At 63.2% G+C, this 20,006-nt stretch carries 12 protein-coding genes and 3 rRNA genes; 4 read left to right on the top strand and 11 right to left on the bottom strand.

Features of this window, described 5'->3' with window-relative positions:
- Positions 1-327 precede the first annotated feature (327 nt).
- A complete protein-coding gene (locus AWC03_RS27100) occupies positions 328-972 on the top strand; it encodes a hypothetical protein (protein ID WP_142278471.1) in 645 nt (214 codons plus the stop codon).
- Positions 973-1,084: 112 nt separating this feature from the next.
- Here the strand turns inward: AWC03_RS27100 and AWC03_RS21765 are convergent, their stop codons facing one another.
- Entirely contained in the window at positions 1,085-3,856 is a 2,772-nt protein-coding gene (locus AWC03_RS21765) for an ATP-binding protein (protein ID WP_085242777.1), read from the bottom strand.
- A 304-nt stretch (positions 3,857-4,160) separates the two neighbouring features.
- Here AWC03_RS21765 and AWC03_RS21760 point away from each other — a divergent pair, with 304 nt between their 5' ends.
- A complete protein-coding gene (locus AWC03_RS21760; RefSeq protein WP_085242776.1) occupies positions 4,161-5,648 on the top strand; it encodes a DNA-3-methyladenine glycosylase 2 family protein in 1,488 nt (495 codons plus the stop codon).
- Positions 5,645-6,148 carry a methylated-DNA--[protein]-cysteine S-methyltransferase gene (locus AWC03_RS21755; RefSeq protein ID WP_085242775.1) on the top strand — a complete coding sequence of 168 codons (504 nt, stop codon included), beginning with the start codon at positions 5,645-5,647 and terminating at the stop codon, positions 6,146-6,148. Before AWC03_RS21760 ends, AWC03_RS21755 begins: the two co-directional genes overlap by 4 nt.
- 72 nt (positions 6,149-6,220) lie before the next feature.
- Here AWC03_RS21755 and rrf read toward each other — a convergent pair.
- The 4 genes from rrf to murA all read right to left on the bottom strand — a co-directional run bounded on the left by rrf (position 6,221) and on the right by murA (position 12,947).
- Positions 6,221-6,333, bottom strand: a 5S ribosomal RNA gene (gene rrf, locus AWC03_RS21750).
- Positions 6,334-6,424: 91 nt separating this feature from the next.
- Positions 6,425-9,523: ribosomal RNA gene (locus tag AWC03_RS21745) — 23S ribosomal RNA — on the bottom strand.
- A gap of 282 nt (positions 9,524-9,805) precedes the next feature.
- Positions 9,806-11,324 (bottom strand): 16S ribosomal RNA (locus tag AWC03_RS21740).
- The 16S, 23S and 5S rRNA genes sit together here, the layout of an rRNA operon.
- Before the next feature lie 369 nt (positions 11,325-11,693).
- Positions 11,694-12,947, bottom strand: a complete 1,254-nt coding sequence (gene murA, locus AWC03_RS21735) for a UDP-N-acetylglucosamine 1-carboxyvinyltransferase (protein ID WP_085242774.1) — start codon at positions 12,945-12,947, stop codon at positions 11,694-11,696.
- 127 nt (positions 12,948-13,074) lie between these two features.
- On the opposite strand from murA, the gene AWC03_RS21730 reads away from it, so the two are divergent.
- Entirely contained in the window at positions 13,075-13,671 is a 597-nt protein-coding gene (locus AWC03_RS21730) for a cob(I)yrinic acid a,c-diamide adenosyltransferase (protein WP_085242773.1), read from the top strand.
- A 15-nt stretch (positions 13,672-13,686) separates the two neighbouring features.
- On the opposite strand, the gene AWC03_RS21725 is transcribed toward AWC03_RS21730, so the two are convergent.
- Genes AWC03_RS21725 through AWC03_RS21700 form a run of 6 tightly spaced genes read right to left on the bottom strand, consistent with a single transcriptional unit; the run spans position 13,687 to position 20,001 of the window.
- Positions 13,687-14,130, bottom strand: a complete 444-nt coding sequence (locus AWC03_RS21725) for a DUF2550 domain-containing protein (protein WP_085242772.1) — start codon at positions 14,128-14,130, stop codon at positions 13,687-13,689.
- A 6-nt stretch (positions 14,131-14,136) separates the two neighbouring features.
- Complete coding sequence (locus tag AWC03_RS21720) at positions 14,137-14,502, bottom strand: F0F1 ATP synthase subunit epsilon (RefSeq protein ID WP_067747732.1); 366 nt, start codon at positions 14,500-14,502, stop codon at positions 14,137-14,139.
- 35 nt (positions 14,503-14,537) lie between these two features.
- Entirely contained in the window at positions 14,538-16,004 is a 1,467-nt protein-coding gene (gene atpD / locus AWC03_RS21715) for a F0F1 ATP synthase subunit beta (RefSeq protein ID WP_085242771.1), read from the bottom strand.
- A 21-nt stretch (positions 16,005-16,025) separates the two neighbouring features.
- On the bottom strand, positions 16,026-16,931 hold the full coding sequence (locus AWC03_RS21710; RefSeq protein ID WP_085242770.1) for a F0F1 ATP synthase subunit gamma: 906 nt from the start codon (positions 16,929-16,931) through the stop codon (positions 16,026-16,028).
- Positions 16,932-16,937: 6 nt separating this feature from the next.
- Positions 16,938-18,602: a F0F1 ATP synthase subunit alpha gene (atpA, locus tag AWC03_RS21705; RefSeq protein ID WP_085242769.1), complete on the bottom strand. Its 1,665-nt coding sequence runs from the start codon at positions 18,600-18,602 to the stop codon at positions 16,938-16,940.
- Between the two features lie 58 nt (positions 18,603-18,660).
- The gene (locus AWC03_RS21700; protein WP_085242768.1) at positions 18,661-20,001 is read right to left on the bottom strand and encodes a F0F1 ATP synthase subunit B/delta; all 1,341 of its coding nucleotides are present in this window, start codon (positions 19,999-20,001) and stop codon (positions 18,661-18,663) included.
- Between the last annotated feature and the right edge of the window lie 5 nt (positions 20,002-20,006).

Below are 20,006 nucleotides of genomic sequence, written 5' to 3'. Positions count from 1 at the left end.
CCGACGACGATTCCGTGGGCATACCTGCATCCTCGTTTCCAAGGTCAGGAGCCTCCGGGATTTCCAGGGCGTTTCAGTGCACTGGCCGGCCACACATCAGGAAAGCACTATCACTTCGGCGTTCGGCCATCGAACTTATAGGGAAACTCCGTATTCCATCGCGGACCCCGCCGGCTTTAGCTTTGAGGCGCGAACAGAGCGTAGGCGGCGACAGGAGTTGTTCTGATGTCTTGTGATTCGGCACCAGAGACCAAGTCCGTAGACGAACCCGGTCGCGGGCCGGAGCGAGCCGCACGACGGAAGGACCGGCGCGCGGTCGGAATATCCGTGCCGTTGCTCGCGGCGGCCGTTGTCCTTTTCGGCTTCACGATCCCCGCCGCTTCTGCGAATGGCGGATGCATTCCCGGTGACGCCAACGGACAGGTTCCACGTCAAGCACGACCCGGTGACAACGTTTGCGTATCACCAGCGGTCGCCTCGGAAGTCCAAACCGAGAATGCGGCCGCAGCCGCCGGCCAAGGCTACGCAGGTGGAGGCGCAAGCGGGCCGAAGACATGCGTTTCCGGCTTGGTCTGGCGGGAAGCGTACGACGGCGATGCGGTGTGTGTCAGCCCGCAGAGGCGCGCCGAAACCTGGCAGGAGAACGCCAACGCCGGTATCGGTGCCACTGGCGGACTGAAGCCACAGACGAACTCGACCGCGTCCGGGGAGCACACGGTGACCTACCAGGTCCTGGGAGCGGGTGATGTCTTCTCGGCCATTCCCGATCCCGGCACGCCGGTGTATCCAGCCAGCACCACCACATGGGTGTCGACGCCGTGGTCGCAGACGGTGCGGGTTACCGGAACCAAGTTTCTGGCCTTGAATTACACGGACCACAACGGTACTCACGACTGCGCGATCCTGGTAGACGGCCAAGCCGTTCACCTCACGGAGCACAAACCGGGACGCTGTGCCTACCAAATTCCCTAAGTCCGTCTTAGCGATGTGCGGGTAACGCACCGGGCAGCGGCCGGCGGCCGAACTTTATATATCGCGCCAAAAATACACTGTCAGAACATATTTGGTGAACCAGAGCCGTTGTTCACGCGTCGCTTTCCAGTCGGTCCAGGCGACGGCCGAGCTCTGCGCGGGACCGGATGCCGAGCTTGCGATAAATCCTCGAGAGGTGCACCTCGACGGTCTTGGGGCTGATGAACAGTGCAGCGGCGATGTCGTGGTTCGTCTTCCCGGCTGCCGCTAAGTCGGCGATCCGCTGCTCCGCTGACGTCAGCACCTTCGAATCAGCTCGACCGAAGTTGATGCGTTCCAGAGAGGTTCGCGCACGTCGCTCCCAAAGGGGTGTGCCGAGTTCTTCGAATGTCGCCGCGGCCGCGCGCATCGCCGCGGCGGCCTTCTCGCGGCTACGCTGTCTCCGCAAGATTTCACCGAGCAGCAATTGCGTCCGGGCCCGCTCGAACGGCATCGGTAGCCGCTCATGCTCGGCCATGGCACCTTGAGCAGCCACCAGCGCCGCTCCCAGATCTCGTCTCCCGGCCAGGAGCATCGCCCGACAACGCGCACCCAACGCCAGCATCCAGGGCCGATCCAACCGGCGGCCGTTCGCCTCCAGAACCTCGATCAGGCTGTCGGCCTCGTCAAACCGGCCGAGGTGAATGAGGGCTTCAGCGGCGTCGGGCAGGAAAGGGGTGACGAAGATCTCCGTGGCCCGCGGGTGCTCCTCGAATGCGGCTACCAGCGGTGACAGTACTTGCAGCGCAGCCTCGTAGTTGCCGAGGGAAACTTCAAGAAAGCCAAGTGTGGTCGTCGGCCACACGGTAACTAGTGCAGGTGAGTCGCACCGCCGAGCCGCCATCAGCGCGTCCGTGGCGTCACGGCGAGCGATGGGCTCGTCGCCCGCATAGGCGGCCACCATGGCCTGGATCATCAGTGCCACCGCCAACGGGAGGTCCTCATCGAGAAGACGCGCACGCTGCAGGGCATCTTCACCGATGAGCGATGCTTCCGCGAAGTCGCCGCGCCATATCTCGTTGAGTGCGCCGTGGAAAGCATCGACCATCATTTCGCTGTCCGCACCACGTTCGATGTAGCGCTGTCTGATGACCCTGAGTTCTCGCCGCCCATCGTCAAGTTTTCCCGTCCCGACGAGCAGTGCGGCGCGCTGGAGCGTGGGCCACAACATGGCTGACGACGGCTCTTGGCCGTCGTCGAGCAGCATCGCGGTTCGCAAAGTTGTCTCGTCGAACCCCTCACCGACCAAGAAGTGCACCAGCACTTGCATGCTCAGCGCTTGGCTGAGCACCTGGCGGTCGTCTAGACGGACCGCTCTGTTGACCGCCTCGTTGGCCGCATGAACTGCGGCGTCGAACTCGTGGATGTTGATCCGTGCGAAGGACAACGACACGAGTATCCGACCGAGCAACCCGTTATCCCCGGCGGCAGCGTCCGCCGCTCGCTGCAGCAACCTGGCGGCGTCCCGGGAACTGCCGTCAAGCAATGCCCACAATCCCAGCAAGCTGAGGGCCTCAGCGTGCACCTCCACGGGTGCTGAATTCCTGAGCACTTCGTCGAGGACTTCGCGTGCGCGCGCGGCATCGCCAGCACTGAAATGAAACGCTCCGCAACGAATCTGACGTTCCGGGCTGCCGGCACCGAGCTCATTGGCTAATTCCATGAACTCGGCGGCGGCCGCTGGCGCCCCGCGCCGGCTCGCCAACTCGGCCGCCGCATCGAGGGCCTCCAACGTCGCCGCGTCACCGTGGGTGGCGGCCAGTGCCAGGTGGCGAGCGCGCAATTCCGGGTGGTCAACCAGCGCCGCCAGGCGCCTGTGCACGTCGCGCCGTTGCGCGGGCGGGGCAGCGGTGTAAACCGCGGCGGTGAGCAGCGGGTGCGTGAACCTCAGCCGGTTACGGTCGATCGTGACGATGCCGCGCTCCTCTGCAACGAGCAGTCGCTGAACGCACTCATCGACGGCCCACCCCGTCGCCTTCGACACGACATCTACCGTCGGTTCAGCCAGACATGCTGCGGCAAGCAGTATTTCGCGAAGTCCGTCATCGAGCACTCCAATTTTGGAGGTCACTACCCCAGCCAACGTCGTCGGCAGAGTCATCTCGATACCCGTTTGGCCCTCGGGTATTGTGCGCGCCAATTCGAGGGCGTAAAACGGATTGCCGCCAGACGCATCGTGGATCCGCAGCATGGCATGTCTTGAAACCGAGCGACCCAACCGCGCTGTGATGACTTGATGTAGCCCAGCGATGGTCAAGGGTTTGAGCGCAATTCGCGTTATCCCATTTGGGTTTTCGAACTGGAACCACGACACATCGTCACCGTCCCCGGTGCGCACGGTCGCGAGCAGCCCGACCGGTCCTGAGAACCGTCGTGCCGCGAACGCGATGATGCGAGCACTCGAAGGGTCCAGCCATTGGAGGTCGTCAATGGCCACCAGGACGGGTGCGCGATCCGACAGAATCTCGATTAACGAAAGGAACGCCGCCGCAATCGCACGCTGGTCGGTTGTCTGCCCATCGTCGCTGACCTGCAACAGCATTCGGTCGACAGCCATGCGTTGCGGTGCTGGGAGCGCGTCAAGGACTTCTTCCGGGATCCCCGAAAACAGGTCCGTCAAGGAAATGTAAGCCGTCACCGATTCGGTCGCCGCAGCGCGCGCGGTGAGCACATGCATGCCTCGTGCCCGGGCCTGCTCGATTGCGGCCAACCACAGGGTGGTTTTGCCGATACCGGCCTCGCCCTCCAAAAGCAAGCATGCCGGCCTTGTGGAGCAGGTAGTGAGGAAGTCGGAGACGTCTTCGGCCTCCGCAGCACGACTCCCCGGTAGCAGTGGCCCGTCCATGAGCGTCAGCGCGAACAGCCGCCAGCGAACAAAACCCAGCCGATGTCGAACACCGCTGAGGGCGCCAGCTCGCCCGACCGCAGGAGCCGTGGCCGAGCCTGCAGTGCGAACCGGCTCATGCGCCGAGGCAACTTCGCATAGAGCGAAACATATAGCCGGCCTAAGACACCTGCAACTTTCCCGGCCGCAAACTGCGGCAATCGCCGAAACGATTTCCCCTCGGCTGAGACCGCGGCGGTCGCACGCCCACTGCCATGTCGTTTTTCCGCCAGTTTTGTCGGTGGGTGGGTGTAAGTCTGGAAGCGTGCACGACGACTTCGAGCGTTGCTACCGCGCCGTCCAGTCCAAGGACCCCCGGTTCGACGGCTGGTTCGTCACGGCGGTCCTGACCACCCGCATCTATTGCCGCCCCAGCTGCCCGGTGCGGCCGCCGTTCGCCCGCAACGTGCGGTTCTACCCAACCGCCGCCGCTGCTCAGCGGGCCGGGTTCCGGGCGTGCAAACGGTGCCGCCCCGACGCGTCGCCGGGATCGCCGGAATGGAATGTGCGCGGCGACGCGGTCGCACGGACGATGCGCCTCATCGCCGACGGCACGGTGGACCGCGAGGGTGTCGGCGGCTTGGCGGCCCACCTCGGCTACACGACTCGCCAGCTGGAGCGGCTGCTGCAGGCAGAAGTGGGCGCCGGGCCACTCGCGCTGGCCCGGGCCCAGCGCGCGCAAACCGCCCGCCTGCTGATCGAGACCACAACCCTGCCGTTCGGCGATGTTGCGTTCGCGTCGGGGTTCTCCAGCATCCGCCAGTTCAACGACACCGTGCGCCTGGTCTTCGAGAACACGCCGACGGAACTGCGCCGGCTGGCGGCGGCCAGGTCCGGGTCGGGCGCCGCGTCGGCGGGAACGGTGTGCCTTCGCCTGCCGGTTCGCACCCCGTTCGCCTACCAAGGGGTCTTCGGCCACTTGGCCGCCAGCACGGTGCCCGGGTGCGAGGAAGTTCGCGATGGCACCTATCGACGCACCCTGCGCCTACCGATCGGCAGCGCCGTCGTCACCCTGACACCGGCCGTCGATCACGTCCGCTGCCTGCTCGCGCTCGACGACTTTCGCGACCTCACGACGGCGATCGCCCGCTGCCGGCGGCTGCTCGATCTCGACGCCGATCCCGAAGCGGTGGACGAGGCGCTCGCCGGTGACCCCGGACTGCGTCCCGCGGTCGTGAAGGCGCCCGGACAACGCGTTCCCCGCACCGTCGACGAGGCCGAGCTGGCCGTGCGCGCGGTTCTGGGCCAACAGGTCTCGACCAAAGCGGCGAGCACGCACGCCGGCCGCCTGGTCGCCGCCTACGGGCAGCCGATCGCGGACCCGGACGGCGGATTGACGCATACCTTCCCGTCGGTGGAGCAGCTCGCCGAGATCGACCCCGTCCACTTGGCGGTCCCCAAAGCCCGCCAACGGACCCTGAGCGCATTGGTCGCCGGCCTCGCCGACGGCCGTATCGTTCTCGACAGCGGAAGCGACTGGGAAGCCGCCCGCAGGCAATTGCTGGATCTGCCCGGGGTAGGCCCCTGGACCGCAGAGGTGATTGCCATGCGCGGCCTCGGCGACCCGGATGCCTTCCCCGCCACCGACCTTGGCCTTCGCTCGGCCGCCAGGCAGCTGGGCTTGCCGACTGGCGAAGGGGCGCTGGCCACCCACGCCGCCCGCTGGCGCCCCTGGCGCTCCTACGCCACCCAATACCTTTGGACCACCCTCGAGCATCCGGTTAACCAATGGCCACCACAGGAGGTCGCATGATCGAGTACCGCACCATCGAAAGCCCGATCGGGCCGCTGACCCTGGCGGGGCAGGACTCGGTCTTGACCATGCTTCGGATGGTCGACCAGACCTATGAACCGAGCCGCACCGGCTGGACACCGAACCCGGCCGCATTCCAAGAGGCCACCGAGCAACTCGACGCATATTTCGCCGGCAAACTGACCGAATTCGATTTCGAGTTCGAACTGCGCGGGTCCGAATTCCAGCGGCGAGTGTGGAAGGCGCTACAAACAATTCCGTACGGCGAAACGCGGTCGTACGGAAGGATTGCCGAACAGATCGGCGCTCCCGGGTCCGCACGGGCGGTGGGATTGGCCAACGGCCACAATCCCATTGCGATCGTCGTCCCCTGCCACCGCGTGATCGGCGCCAACGGCAGCCTCACCGGCTACGGTGGCGGCCTCGACCGGAAACAAACCCTGCTCGCGCTGGAAAGGAAGCGCGCATCGGCGGACGCGACTTTGACACTATTCGATTAGGGAAATTCGACTAGGAATCGCCGGTACCGCAAATGCAAAAACACCCCCGTCGCCGGGGGTGTTTTTGTGTATGTTCGGCGGTGTCCTACTTTTCCACCCGCAGGGGCAGTATCATCGGCGCTGACAGGCTTAGCTTCCGGGTTCGGAATGGGACCGGGCGTTTCCCTGTCGCTGTGGCCGCCGTAACTCTATTTAAATTTGGTTTCGGTGGGGGGTGTGGTGCCCAAGTTTCCCGCGGCTGATGCCGCTGGAAATGGAAAGTGGTTGCGATTGTGTGTTGGTAAGTTTTCGGCCGGTTAGTGCCAGTTCCCTGCACTCATTACTGAGCTTCCAGGTCTGGCCTATCGATCCCGTGGTCTGCGGGGGGCCTTATCCCTCTAAAAGGGTGAGAAACCTGATCTTGGAGAAGGTTTCCCGCTTAGATGCTTTCAGCGGTTATCCTGTCCGAACGTGGCTATCCAGCGGTGCCCCTGGTGGGACAACTGGTATACCAGAGGTTCGTCCGTCCCGGTCCTCTCGTACTAGGGACAGGTTTCCTCAAGTTTCTGACGCGCGCGGCGGATAGAGACCGAACTGTCTCACGACGTTCTAAACCCAGCTCGCGTGCCGCTTTAATGGGCGAACAGCCCAACCCTTGGGACCTGCTCCAGCCCCAGGATGCGACGAGCCGACATCGAGGTGCCAAACCATCCCGTCGATATGGACTCTTGGGGAAGATCAGCCTGTTATCCCCGGGGTACCTTTTATCCGTTGAGCGACACCCCTTCCACTCGGGGGTGCCGGATCACTAGTCCCGACTTTCGTCCCTGCTTGACTTGTAAGTCTCGCAGTCAAGCTCCCTTGTGCACTTACACTCAACACCTGATTGCCGTCCAGGTTGAGGGAACCTTTGGGCGCCTCCGTTACATTTTAGGAGGCAACCGCCCCAGTTAAACTACCCGCCAGGCACTGTCCGTGAACCCGATAAGGGTTCGACGTTAGGTGTCCAATACGATCAGAGTGGTATTTCAACAACGACTCCACCTCAACTGGCGTTGAGGTTTCACAGTCTCCCACCTATCCTACACAAACCGTACCGAACACCAATACCAAGTTGTAGTGAAGGTCCCGGGGTCTTTTCGTCCTGCCGCGCGTAACGAGCATCTTTACTCGTAGTGCAATTTCGCCGAGTCTATGGTTGAGACAGTTGGGAAGTCGTTACGCCATTCGTGCAGGTCGGAACTTACCCGACAAGGAATTTCGCTACCTTAGGATGGTTATAGTTACCACCGCCGTTTACTGGGGCTTAAATTCTCCGCTTCACCTTACGGTTAACGGGTCCTCTTAACCTTCCAGCACCGGGCAGGCGTCAGTCCGTATACATCGTCTTGCGACTTCGCACGGACCTGTGTTTTTAGTAAACAGTCGCTACCCACTGGTTTCTGCGGCCGAATCCCGCTCCCACCGCAAGGGTGTTCACGGTATTCCGGCCCCCCTTCTCCCGAAGTTACGGGGGCATTTTGCCGAGTTCCTTAACCATAGTTATCTCGTACGCCTTGGTATGCTCTACCTGACCACCTGTGTCGGTTTGGGGTACGGGCCGTGTGTGTGCTCGCTAGAGGCTTTTCTTGGCAGCTGAGGATCACCGAATTCGCCTCAATCGGCTATGCATCACCTCTCAGGATTCATGAGCGACGGATTTGCCTATCGCTCTCCCTACGGGCTTGCCCCAGTATTACCACTGACTGGTACGGCTACCTTCCTGCGTCACCCCATTGCTTGACTACTACCAGCGAAGATCCCACGCAGCCGGCGATCCTCGCACCCCGAAGGGATTGATAGACCACCATTTGGGTGGTTAGTACCGCTGATTCATCAGGGACGCCCACACACGGGTACGGGAATATCAACCCGTTGTCCATCGACTACGCCTGTCGGCCTCGCCTTAGGTCCCGACTCACCCTGGGCGGACTGGCCTGGCCCAGGAACCCTTGGTCTTACGGCGGGCAAGGTTCTCACTTGCCTTATCGCTACTCATGCCTGCATTCTCACTCCCCCAAACTCCACCACTCGGTTACCCGGTGGCTTCGTCGCATGGGGGACGCTCCCCTACCCAACCTTGCGGTTGCCGCGGCTTCGGCGGTGTGCTTGAGCCCCGCTACATTATCGGCGCACAATCACTTGACCAGTGAGCTATTACGCACTCTTTCAAGGGTGGCTGCTTCTAAGCCAACCTCCTGGTTGTCTCTGCGACTGCACATCCTTTTCCACTTAGCACACGCTTAGGGGCCTTAGCCGGCGATCTGGGCTGTTTCCCTCTCGACGTACGGAGCTTATCCCCCGCCGTCTCACTGCCACGCTATACACCACGGCATTCGGAGTTTGGCTGACGTCAGTAACCTAGTAGGGCCCATCGGCCATCCAGTAGCTCTACCTCCGTGGTGAAACACGTAACGCTGCACCTAAATGCATTTCGGGGAGAACCAGCTATCACGGAGTTTGATTGGCCTTTCACCCCTACCCACAGCTCATCCCCTCAGTCTTCAACCTAAGTGGGTTCGGGCCTCCACGCGGTCTTACCCGCGCTTCACCCTGGCCATGGGTAGATCACTCCGCTTCGGGTCCAGAACACGCCACTACACCCCAAAGGGGATGCGCCCTATTCAGACTCGCTTTCGCTGCGGCTACCCCGCACGGGTTAACCTCGCGACGTGTCCCTGACTCGCAGGCTCATTCTTCAAAAGGCACGCCATCACCCCACGAGGAGGCTCTGACGGATTGTAGGCACACGGTTTCAGGTACTCTTTCACTCCCCTCCCGGGGTACTTTTCACCATTCCCTCACGGTACTAATCCGCTATCGGTCATCGAGAAGTATTTAGGCTTACCGGGTGGTCCCGGCAGATTCACAGCAGATTCCACGGGCCCGCTGCTACTCGGGTGTTGATACAAGGTAGGTGCCGGGTTTTCGCGTACCGGGCTTTCACCGTCTGCGGCGGGCCGTCCCAGACCACTTCCGCTAACCACGACACTTTCTGACTACCCCTCAGCCAGGTAGAGCTGAGACATATCAATCCCACAACCCCGCACACACAACCCCTACCCGGTTATCCATGCATGCGGTTTAGCCTGTTCCGCGTTCGCTCGCCACTACTGACGGAATCACAATTGTTTTCTTCTCCTACGGGTACTGAGATGTTTCACTTCCCCGCGTTACCTCCCGCACCCTATATATTCAGATGCGGGTAACACGACATCACTCGTGCTGGGTTTCCCCATTCGGAAATCCTCGGATCAATGCTCGGTTGACAGCTCCCCGAGGCATATCGCAGCCTCCCACGTCCTTCATCGGCTCTCGATGCCAAGGCATCCACCATGCGCCCTTAAACACTTACTTACACACAAAAACCAAAGAAGAAATTACACATTTCGACGAACACGCGACCGTTGCCGGCAACGCATCCGTCTAGATGCTCGCAACCACTATCCAATACTCAAACACCACACCCCACCACCAAGATGGAGGGACACCACACGGACTGGCCGAGTGTTGTCTCAGGGCCCAATAGTGTGTCTGGCAATCATTTGCTGTTGCGCACCCAGCCCCCGCCCACTACAGGCGGGAACCCCTCACGGCTCGCACCCCACCAATTGGAGTGCTTTTCGTGGTGCTCCTTAGAAAGGAGGTGATCCAGCCGCACCTTCCGGTACGGCTACCTTGTTACGACTTCGTCCCAATCGCCGATCCCACCTTCGACAGCTCCCTCCCAAGGGTTAGGCCACTGGCTTCGGGTGTTACCGACTTTCATGACGTGACGGGCGGTGTGTACAAGGCCCGGGAACGTATTCACCGCAGCGTTGCTGATCTGCGATTACTAGCGACTCCGACTTCACGGGGTCGAGTTGCAGACCCCGATCCGAACTGAGACCGGCTTTAAAAGGATTCGCTTAACCTTGCGGCATCGCAGCCCTTTGTACCGGCCATTGTAGCATGTGTGAAGCCCTGGACATAAGGGGCATGATGACTTGACGTCATCCCCACCTTCCTCCGAGTTGACCCCGGCAGTCTCTCACGAGTCCCCGGCATTACCCGCTGGCAACATGAGACAAGGGTTGCGCTCGTTGCGGGACTTAACCCAACATCTCACGACACGAGCTGACGACAGCCATGCACCACCTGCACACAGGCCACAAGGGAACGCCTATCTCTAGACGCGTCCTGTGCATGTCAAACCCAGGTAAGGTTCTTCGCGTTGCATCGAATTAATCCACATGCTCCGCCGCTTGTGCGGGCCCCCGTCAATTCCTTTGAGTTTTAGCCTTGCGGCCGTACTCCCCAGGCGGGGTACTTAATGCGTTAGCTACGGCACGGATCCCAAGGAAGGAAACCCACACCTAGTACCCACCGTTTACGGCGTGGACTACCAGGGTATCTAATCCTGTTCGCTCCCCACGCTTTCGCTCCTCAGCGTCAGTTACTGCCCAGAGACCCGCCTTCGCCACCGGTGTTCCTCCTGATATCTGCGCATTCCACCGCTACACCAGGAATTCCAGTCTCCCCTGCAGTACTCTAGTCTGCCCGTATCGCCCGCACGCCGAGGGTTAAGCCCCCGGTTTTCACGAACAACGCGACAAACCACCTACGAGCTCTTTACGCCCAGTAATTCCGGACAACGCTCGCACCCTACGTATTACCGCGGCTGCTGGCACGTAGTTGGCCGGTGCTTCTTCTGCAGGTACCGTCACTTTCGCTTCGTCCCTGCTGAAAGAGGTTTACAACCCGAAGGCCGTCATCCCCCACGCGGCGTCGCTGCATCAGGCTTGCGCCCATTGTGCAATATTCCCCACTGCTGCCTCCCGTAGGAGTCTGGGCCGTATCTCAGTCCCAGTGTGGCCGGACACCCTCTCAGGCCGGCTACCCGTCGTCGCCTTGGTAGGCCATCACCCCACCAACAAGCTGATAGGCCGCGGGCCCATCCCACACCGCAAAAGCTTTCCACCACAAGGCATGCGCCAAGTGGTCCTATCCGGTATTAGACCCAGTTTCCCAGGCTTATCCCGAAGTGCAGGGCAGATTGCCCACGTGTTACTCACCCGTTCGCCACTCGAGTACCCCCGAAGGGGCCTTTCCGTTCGACTTGCATGTGTTAAGCACGCCGCCAGCGTTCGTCCTGAGCCAGGATCAAACTCTCCAAACAAAATCTCCTCGCAGAACGAGGTGAATTTCAAATCAGAGAAAATCTGACCTAACAAAAAGACACCAAATAACTGGCATCAAAAGTTGCCATACCCACACACGGGGAGTGCTAGGTATGGCCAAAAACAACAACAAATAATAAAGACCAAACACACTATTGAGTTCTCAAACAACACTTGTTTCGCCCGTTTTGGGGCAACCCTGCCAGCTTAATACAGATCCGGCAGTGGAGTCAACTCCCAGTTTTGGTCTTTGTGAGACCGTGTCGGGAGCAGCCGTGCCAGGCTAGTACCAATCCAGCGAGGGAGTCAAGGGCCCGGGTTGTCGGCCGCCTGGTGTGGCGACCGCCCCTGTGGGGCACTGACTTTGGTTACTCTACCCGCTCGATCTCCGCTCCCAAAATCGCCAGGTTTTCCACGAACAACGGGTAGCCGCGATCGATGTGGAAAACGTCGTGGACCTCGGTGTCACCGTCGGCGACGAGCCCCGCCAAAACCAGGCCTGCACCGGCCCGAATGTCCGAACACCACACCGGGGCGCTCGACAATTGCGGCAGGCCCCGAACGACCGCATGGTGGCCGTCGGTGCGGGCATCCGCGCCCAACCGGATCATCTCTTCGACGAAGCGGAAGCGGGCCTCGAAAACGTTTTCCGTGATCATCGAGGTGCCATCGGCGATGGAGGCCAGGGCGATCGCCATCGGCTGCAAATCCGTCGGGAACCCGGGGAACGGCAGCGTCGCCACGTTGACGGCCTTCGGGCGCTCGTACTGGGTGATCCGGAAGCTGTTGTCCGTTTGGGTGACCGTCGCGCCGGCGTCGTGCAACTTGTGCAGGACCACCTGGAGGTGGGCCGGGTCGACGCCCGTCACCGAAATGTCTCCCCGGGTCATCGCGGCGGCTATGCCCCAGGTGGCTGCGACGATGCGATCCCCGATCACCCGGTGCTCGGTGGGGTACAGCCGCGGGACCCCGGTGATGGTCATGGTCGACGAACCGGCACCTTCGACCTGCGCGCCCATCTGGTTCAACATGGTGCACAGGTCCACGACATCGGGCTCGCGCGCCGCGTTGTGGATGGTGGTGACGCCCTCGGCCACCACGGCGGCCATCAGGATGTTCTCGGTGGCCCCGACCGAGGGAAATTCCAGCTGGATCTCGGCGCCGCGCAAGGTGTCAGCGTGGGCGACCACGCAGCCGTGCTCGATGTTGCACTGGGCGCCCAGCTGGCGCAGGCCCGCCTGGTGCATGTCCAGCGGACGCGAACCGATCGCGTCCCCACCGGGGAGCGCGACCCGGGCCCGCTTGCATCGGCCGACCAGCGGCCCCAGCACGCAGACCGACGCCCGGAACTGCCGCACCGCGGCGAAGTCGGCATCGTATTTCGGCTCGTCGGGCGAGGTGATCCGGGCGACGTCGCCGTCGAGTTCGACGGTGGCGCCCAAGCCGCGCAAGACTTCTGCCATCAACGGCACATCGAGGATGTCGGGGCAGTTGGTGATGGTGCTGGTGCCCTCGGCCAGCAGCGTCGCGGCCATCAGCTTGAGCACGCTGTTCTTGGCGCCCCCCACTGCGACTTCGCCGGACAACCGGTTGCCGCCGGTCACCACGAATCGCTCAGCCACCCGCGTCAGTCTAGTGAAGCGGTATCGGGTTGTCAGTCAGCCCGCCTGACGACGATGCCTCCGCGGAGCCGGCGTCAGGAGTCAGCCGGGGGTCGGTCCTTCGGCGAGCCGCAGTACCGTTTTGCTCATGGCGATACACCTGACCCGCATCTATACGCGAACCGGTGACGACGGCACGACGGGACTGAGCGACTTTTCGCGGGTCTCCAAGAACGACCCCCGCCTGGTCGCCTACGCGGACTGCGACGAGGCCAACTCGGCGATCGGCGTCGCGATCGCGCTCGGTCAGCCCGACCAGGAAATCGCCGGAGTGCTGCGGCAGATCCAAAACGACCTGTTCGACGCCGGCGCGGACCTGTCGACCCCGGTGGTGGAGAACCCCGAATATCAACCGCTGCGGGTCACCCAGCCGTACGTCGACCGGCTCGAGGGCTGGTGTGACAAATATAACGAGAACCTGCCGGCGCTGAATTCCTTTGTGCTGCCGGGTGGTTCGCCTCTCTCGGCGTTGTTGCACGTCGCCCGCACCATCGTCCGTCGGGCGGAACGCTCGGCCTGGGCGGCGGTCGAGGCGGCGCCGCAGCAGATCAGTGTCCTCCCGGCGAAATACCTGAACCGCCTGTCGGATCTGCTCTTCATCCTGGCGCGCAGGGCCAACCCCGACGGCGACGTGCTCTGGAAACCAGGGGCGCAGCCCGGCGGCGGCGCCCCGGACGCGGGGTAACCTGCGGCGCACGGCCTAGACGCTGCGACGGCGAGCGCGCGGTGACGGGCGGGACTCCAGCCAGGACAAAAACGCCGTCAAAGCGCCCTTGTCGAGCGCGATCTCGTAACCGGTCCTGCGCTCCTGCGTCGTGTCGCGCAACTCCAGCACAACGATCTCGTCGGTCATGATGTCGAACTCGTCGCCGCGGGGCGCACGGCGGGAGACGATCTCCACTCCCCTGCGGCTGAGTCGACGGTCCGGCCACAGACGCAGGCTGGAGAGCCGGTAGAACGCGGCCTCACCGCCGCGGTAACGGATCACGCCGTGCCGCCAGCCGTGACCTCCGACCGCGGGAATGTCTCGCATGATCCCCGCGGTGCCGCCCTGGCGCAGCTTCCACAACCGATAACTGAGCGCGACCACCGCGCCCGCCAGGACGACGACGAGCACGACCATGCCGATCATGGGCGCGCTCATCGGCTGTTAGTCGATCGCGCCGACGGCGCGCAATCTGCCGCGCCCGCGCGCCGCGATGCGGGGGTCGTCGGACTCCGAATCCTCCCTGGCGGCGCTTTCGTCGATCTCGGACTCGAACGCGGCGGACTCGGCCAGCACGGTCACCGTCTCTTCGGTGACCGACAAAAACCCGCCCTCGATGGCGACCCGCAGATCGTCCTCGCCTTCACGTTCGACGCGCACCATGGCGTCGTCGACCAACTGGGCGACGACCGGGATGTGCCGGGGCAAAATTCCGATTTCGCCGACGGTGGTGCGGGTGAACAAAAACGTTGCCTCACCCGACCAGATCTTCCGGTCGACGGCGACTATCTCAACGTTCAATTCGGCCATGCCACAGAGCCTTTCAGAGCCTGCTCGCTCACGCCTCAGGAATCCAGTTTGGCGCCGAAGCCTTCGGCCTTCTTGGCCAAGTCGTCAAGGCCACCGATCAGGAAGAACGCCTGTTCCGGGATGTGGTCGAAGTCGCCCTTGGTGAGTCGGTCGAACGCCTCGATCGTCTCCTTTACCGGCACCGTCGAACCCGGCTGACCGGTGAACTGTTCGGCCGCCATCATGTTCTGCGAGAGGAACCGCTCGATGCGTCGTGCACGCTGGACCAGCTGCTTGTCCTCTTCCGACAACTCGTCGATACCGAGGATCGCGATGATGTCTTGAAGGTCCTTGTAGCGCTGCAGGATTCGGATGACTTCCTGCGCAACCCGGTAGTGCTCGTCACCGACCACGCTCGGGTCGAGGATGGTCGAGCTCGAGGCCAGCGGGTCCACCGCCGGGAAAATACCCTTGGAGAACACCGAACGGGACAGTTCGGTGGTGGCGTCCAGGTGCGCGAACGTGGTCGCCGGCGCCGGGTCGGTGTAGTCGTCGGCGGGCACGTAGACCGCCTGCATCGAGGTGATCGAACGGCCTCGCGTCGAGGTGATGCGCTCCTGCAGCTCACCCATCTCGTCGGCCAGCGTGGGCTGGTATCCCACCGCGGACGGCATACGGCCGAGCAGCGTCGATACCTCGGACCCGGCCTGGGTGAACCGGAAGATGTTGTCGATGAACAGCAGCACGTCCTGGCCGGCTTCGTCGCGGAACCACTCGGCCATCGTCAGCGCCGACAGGGCCACCCGCATACGGGTGCCGGGCGGCTCGTCCATCTGACCGAACACCAGCGCGGTGTCCTTGAGCACGTCAGCCTCTTTGAGCTCCACCCAGAGGTCGTTGCCCTCACGGGTGCGCTCCCCCACCCCAGCGAAAACCGAAGTCCCACCGAAGTTTCGGGCGATACGGTTGATCATCTCCTGGATGAGCACCGTCTTGCCGACGCCGGCACCGCCGAACAGCGCGATCTTGCCGCCACGCACGTACGGCGTGAGCAGGTCGACGACCTTCAGGCCGGTCTCGAGCATCTCGGTGCGGGGCTCGAGCTCTTCGAAGGGGGGCGGCTTGCGGTGAATCGACCAGTGCTCGAAGTCCTCGCCGTAGCCCGGCTTGTCCAGGCAGTCACCCAGCGCGTTGAAGACGTGGCCCTTGACCTCTTGGCCGACCGGCACAGAGATCGGCTTGCCGCTGTCCGTCACCTCGACGCCGCGGACCAGCCCGTCGGTGGGCTGCAGCGAAATGGTGCGCACCAGGTTGTCGCCGAGGTGCTGTGCGACCTCCAGCGTGAGCGTCTTCTTGAGCTCCTCGAACGTGATCTCGGCGTTGAGCGCGTTGAACAGCTCCGGCACGGAGCCGCGCGGGAACTCGACGTCGACCACGGGACCGGTGATTCGCACCACGCGGCCGCTGGTCTCGGAGTTCGTGGCCTTCCCGGCCTTTTCTGTCGTTCCAGTAGTAGCAGCCATATGTTTTCTCTTCCTCGTGTGCTACTGAGCGTCGGCGAGCGCGTTTGCGCCGCCGACGATTTCGCTGATCTCTTGGGTGATCTGGGCCTGGCGCTCGCGGTTCGCCATCAGCGTGAGCTCTTTGATCAGGTCGTCCGCGTTGTCGGTTGCCGACTTCATCGCTCGTTGACGCGAAGCGAGCTCCGATGCCGCCGATTCGAGCAGCGCGGCGTAGACACGGGTGGTCACGTAACGCGGCAGCAGCGACTCGAAAAGCGTCGTCGCGTCCGGCTCGAACGAATACAGGGTGCGCACTTCCGGCTGGTCCTCGACGTACTCGACCACCATGGGTGCGATCCGGTGAGCCGCCGCGGCCTGCGACATCATCGACTTGAACTCCGAGTAGACGATGTGGAGTTCGTCGACGCCCTGGTCCTCCTGCGACTCGTCGCCAGTGCCCTTCATGAAGGCATCGACCAGAGTTGAGGCGATCTCCGCGGCGTTCTCGTATTGAGGTTGCTCGGAAAAGCCCGTCCACGAGTCGGTGATGTCCCAGTTGCGGAACTTGAAGTAGTTCAGCGCCTTCCGACCCACCGTGTACACGACCGGCGTCTTACCTTCCTCCCGCAGCAGGGAGAACAGCTCCTCGGAGCGGCGGAAGATGCTGGAGTTGTACGCGCCGCACAAGCCACGGTCGGAGGACACCACCAGGACACCGGCGCGTTTGGGTTCTTCCCGCTCCACCAGGAGAGGGTGATCGAGGGCGGCTTCGGACGACAGCGTGGTCAACATCGCCGTGATCTGAAACGCGTAGGGCCTGGCCGCTTCCAGCCGGGCCTGCGCCTTTCCGATGCGCGATGTCGCGATCATCTCCTGGGCCTTGGTGATCTTCTTGATCGACCCCGCCGAGCGGATCCGGCCGCGTAATTCGCGAAGTGTGGCAGCCATTGATTGCTACTTCTTCTCTTTCTTCGCCTTCTTCTCCGGCGCAGGCTTCTTCACCTTCACCGACTCCTTCTCGAGGTCTTCTTCGTCCAGAGCCTCGACGTGCTCGTCGGGCACCACCGATCCGCCGCCCGTGGCCGCGAAGCCCTTCTTGAAGTTGTTGATGATCTCGGTCAGCTGGTTCTCGCCCTCTTCAGCGAGCTTTCCGCTGTCGCGGACGCCGGCCAGGAACTTCTCTTCCGAAGCCCGCATGTGGTCCAGCAACTCGGTCTCGAAACGCCTGACGTCCTCGACCGGTACCGAGTCCAGGTGACCCCCGGTGCCCAGGAAGATCGAAACCACCTGCTCCTCAACCGGCATGGGCTGGTACTGCGGTTGCTTGAGCAGTTCGACGAGCCGCTCACCGCGCTCCAGCTGTGCCTTGGAGGTCGCGTCCAGGTCCGAAGCGAAGGCCGCAAACGATTCCAGTTCGCGGTACTGCGACAGGTCCAGACGCAGCGAGCCGGCCACCTCCTTCATGGCCTTGATCTGCGCCGCACCGCCCACGCGGGACACCGACACACCGACGTTGATGGCGGGCCGCACGCCCTGGTTGAACAGGTCGGACTCCAGGAAGCACTGCCCGTCGGTGATCGAGATGACGTTGGTCGGGATGTAGGCCGAGATGTCGTTGGCCTTGGTCTCGATGATCGGCAGGCCGGTCAGCGAACCGCCCCCGAGCTCGTCGGAGAGCTTCGCGCAGCGCTCCAGCAGCCGCGAGTGCAGGTAGAACACGTCACCGGGGTAGGCCTCACGGCCCGGCGGCCGGCGCAGCAGCAGCGAGATCGCGCGGTAGGCCTCGGCCTGCTTGCTCAGGTCGTCGAAGACGATCAGCACGTGCTTGCCGTCGTACATCCAGTGCTGGGCGATCGCCGAACCCGTGTAGGGCGCAAGCCATTTGAAGCCGGCGGAGTCGGACGCCGGGGCGGCGACGATGGTGGTGTAGTCCATCGCACCGCCCTCCTCGAGCGCGCGCCGGACCGACGCGATCGTCGTGCCCTTCTGACCGATGGCCACGTAAACGCAGCGGACCTGCTTCTTCTCGTCGCCGCTCTCCCAGTTCTCCCGCTGATTGAGGATGGTGTCGACGCACACAGCGGTCTTGCCGGTCTTGCGGTCCCCGATGATCAGCTGCCGCTGGCCGCGGCCGATCGGCGTCATCGCGTCGATGGCCTTGATGCCGGTCTGCAGCGGCTCGCTCACGCTTTGCCGCTGCACCACAGACGGCGCCTGGATCTCCAGCGCGCGGCGGATGTCGGTGTCGATGTCGCCGCGCCCGTCGATGGGGTGGCCGAGCGGATTGACCACGCGCCCCAGGAACGCGTCACCGACGGGGACGGACAGCACCTCCCCGGTGCGCTTGACCTGCTGGCCCTCTTCGATCTTCTCGAAGTCACCCAGGATCACCGCGCCGACGCTGTGCTCGTCGAGGTTCAGCGCGACGCCGAGAACCCCGCCCGGAAACTCGAGCAGCTCCTGCGTCATGACGGAGGGCAAGCCTTCGACGTGCGCGATGCCGTCACCGGCCGCGACGACGGTACCGACCTCTTCCCGTGAGGTGTCGGAGGTGAAAGAGCCTACATACTCCTCGATGGCGCTTTGGATGTCATCAGCGGAGATTGTCAACTCGGCCATGGCTTTTCGTCTTCCTACTTGATCGTGCTTCGCGTGTGCTTGTGATGGATGGTTGGTGTCAGTCGGGCAATTGCGCCTCAGCCGCGGCGAGGCGAGAAGCGAGTGTCCCGTCAATCACTTCGTCGGCCACGGAGATGAGCAGCCCGCCCAGTAGTTCGTCAGAAGTCTGCAGCTGCACCGTCACCGGGTGGCCGTAGATGCGGCCGAGCACGTCGGTGAGGCGAGACCGCTGGGTATCGCTGAGTTCGGCCGCCGCACTGACCCGGGCGACGATCTCGCCGCGACGTGCCACGGCGACTTTCGCCAAGAACTGCACGGCCTCCTCGGCCGACTCACCCCTGAGCAGTTGGACGGTCTGGGTCAGCAGCGCCACCACGATCGGATCGACTCTGTCGCTCGCGCTGTCAAGCACCTTGCGCAGCAGGCCGATCCGGCCTTCTACCGGTACGCCGTAGTCGCTCAACAGGATGGCGAGCCGTGGCTGTGCGTCCAGGATTCGGGAGAACCGGAAGAGCTGGTCTTCCACGTCGTCGACCTTGTTCTCACGTTCGGCGACTTCGAGCAGCGCCTGCCGCGAGATGTGCTCGATGGCGGCGGCCAGATCGGAGTTGGCCGACCACCGCTCCGAGACGGCCAGTCGCAAGACGTCGAGCGTAGCGTCGGCGACCTTGCCGGAGACGAGCCGCTCGATCAGCTGGACGCGGGGCGCCGCGTCCTCGGCCGGCACCGTCAGATACCGGGTGACGACGATCTCGCGGTGCAGCATTTCGGCCACCGCGACGAGCTCGCCCGACAGATCGGTAAGGGCTTTGTTGTCAAGGCCTTTGGCAATGTCGCTGAACCGCTTCGACAGCCCGGCCACCGCCTCGCGACTGGCGGAGCGCATCTTCGCCAACAGCGGATACTGGACCTCCGCGGGCGCGGGGGCCATCGCTTCGAGGTCGTCGAGGAACCGGTCGACGGTGGCCGATTGCTGGGCCGGGTCGGCGACGTAGTTCCGCACCAATTCGCCGGCCTGCCGCACCGCCTCGTGGCCGAGCTCGAGGCGGAGCTGGCGGCTCAGCTGCGTGCGCAGCAGGTCGACCTGGCGCCCGCCCTGTGTCGTGATGCGTTGAGACTCGGTCTCGGATTGGGCCCGGAACTGTTCGGCGATCCGGCCCGCGTCCACTTGGGCCTCTTCGACGAGCCGTTCGGCCTCGGACTTGGCGGATTCCACGGCCTTGCTGTGGGCCGTGGTCGACTCGCTCAGCCGATCGGCCGCCGCCGCAGCGTCTTTCAGCTGCTGGCGCACGGCGTCTTGACGAGCGGCCATCAGACGGCGCACCGGGGGCACGACGTACCGCACGACCAGGAAAACGATGGCCGCGAATCCGATCAACTGCCCGATGAAGGTCGACATACGCG

The sequence above is a fragment of the Mycobacterium europaeum genome (assembly GCF_002102155.1).
In the GTDB taxonomy this organism is placed as follows: Bacteria; Actinomycetota; Actinomycetes; order Mycobacteriales; family Mycobacteriaceae; genus Mycobacterium; species Mycobacterium europaeum.
This window is presented reverse-complemented; position numbering and strand designations above follow the sequence as displayed.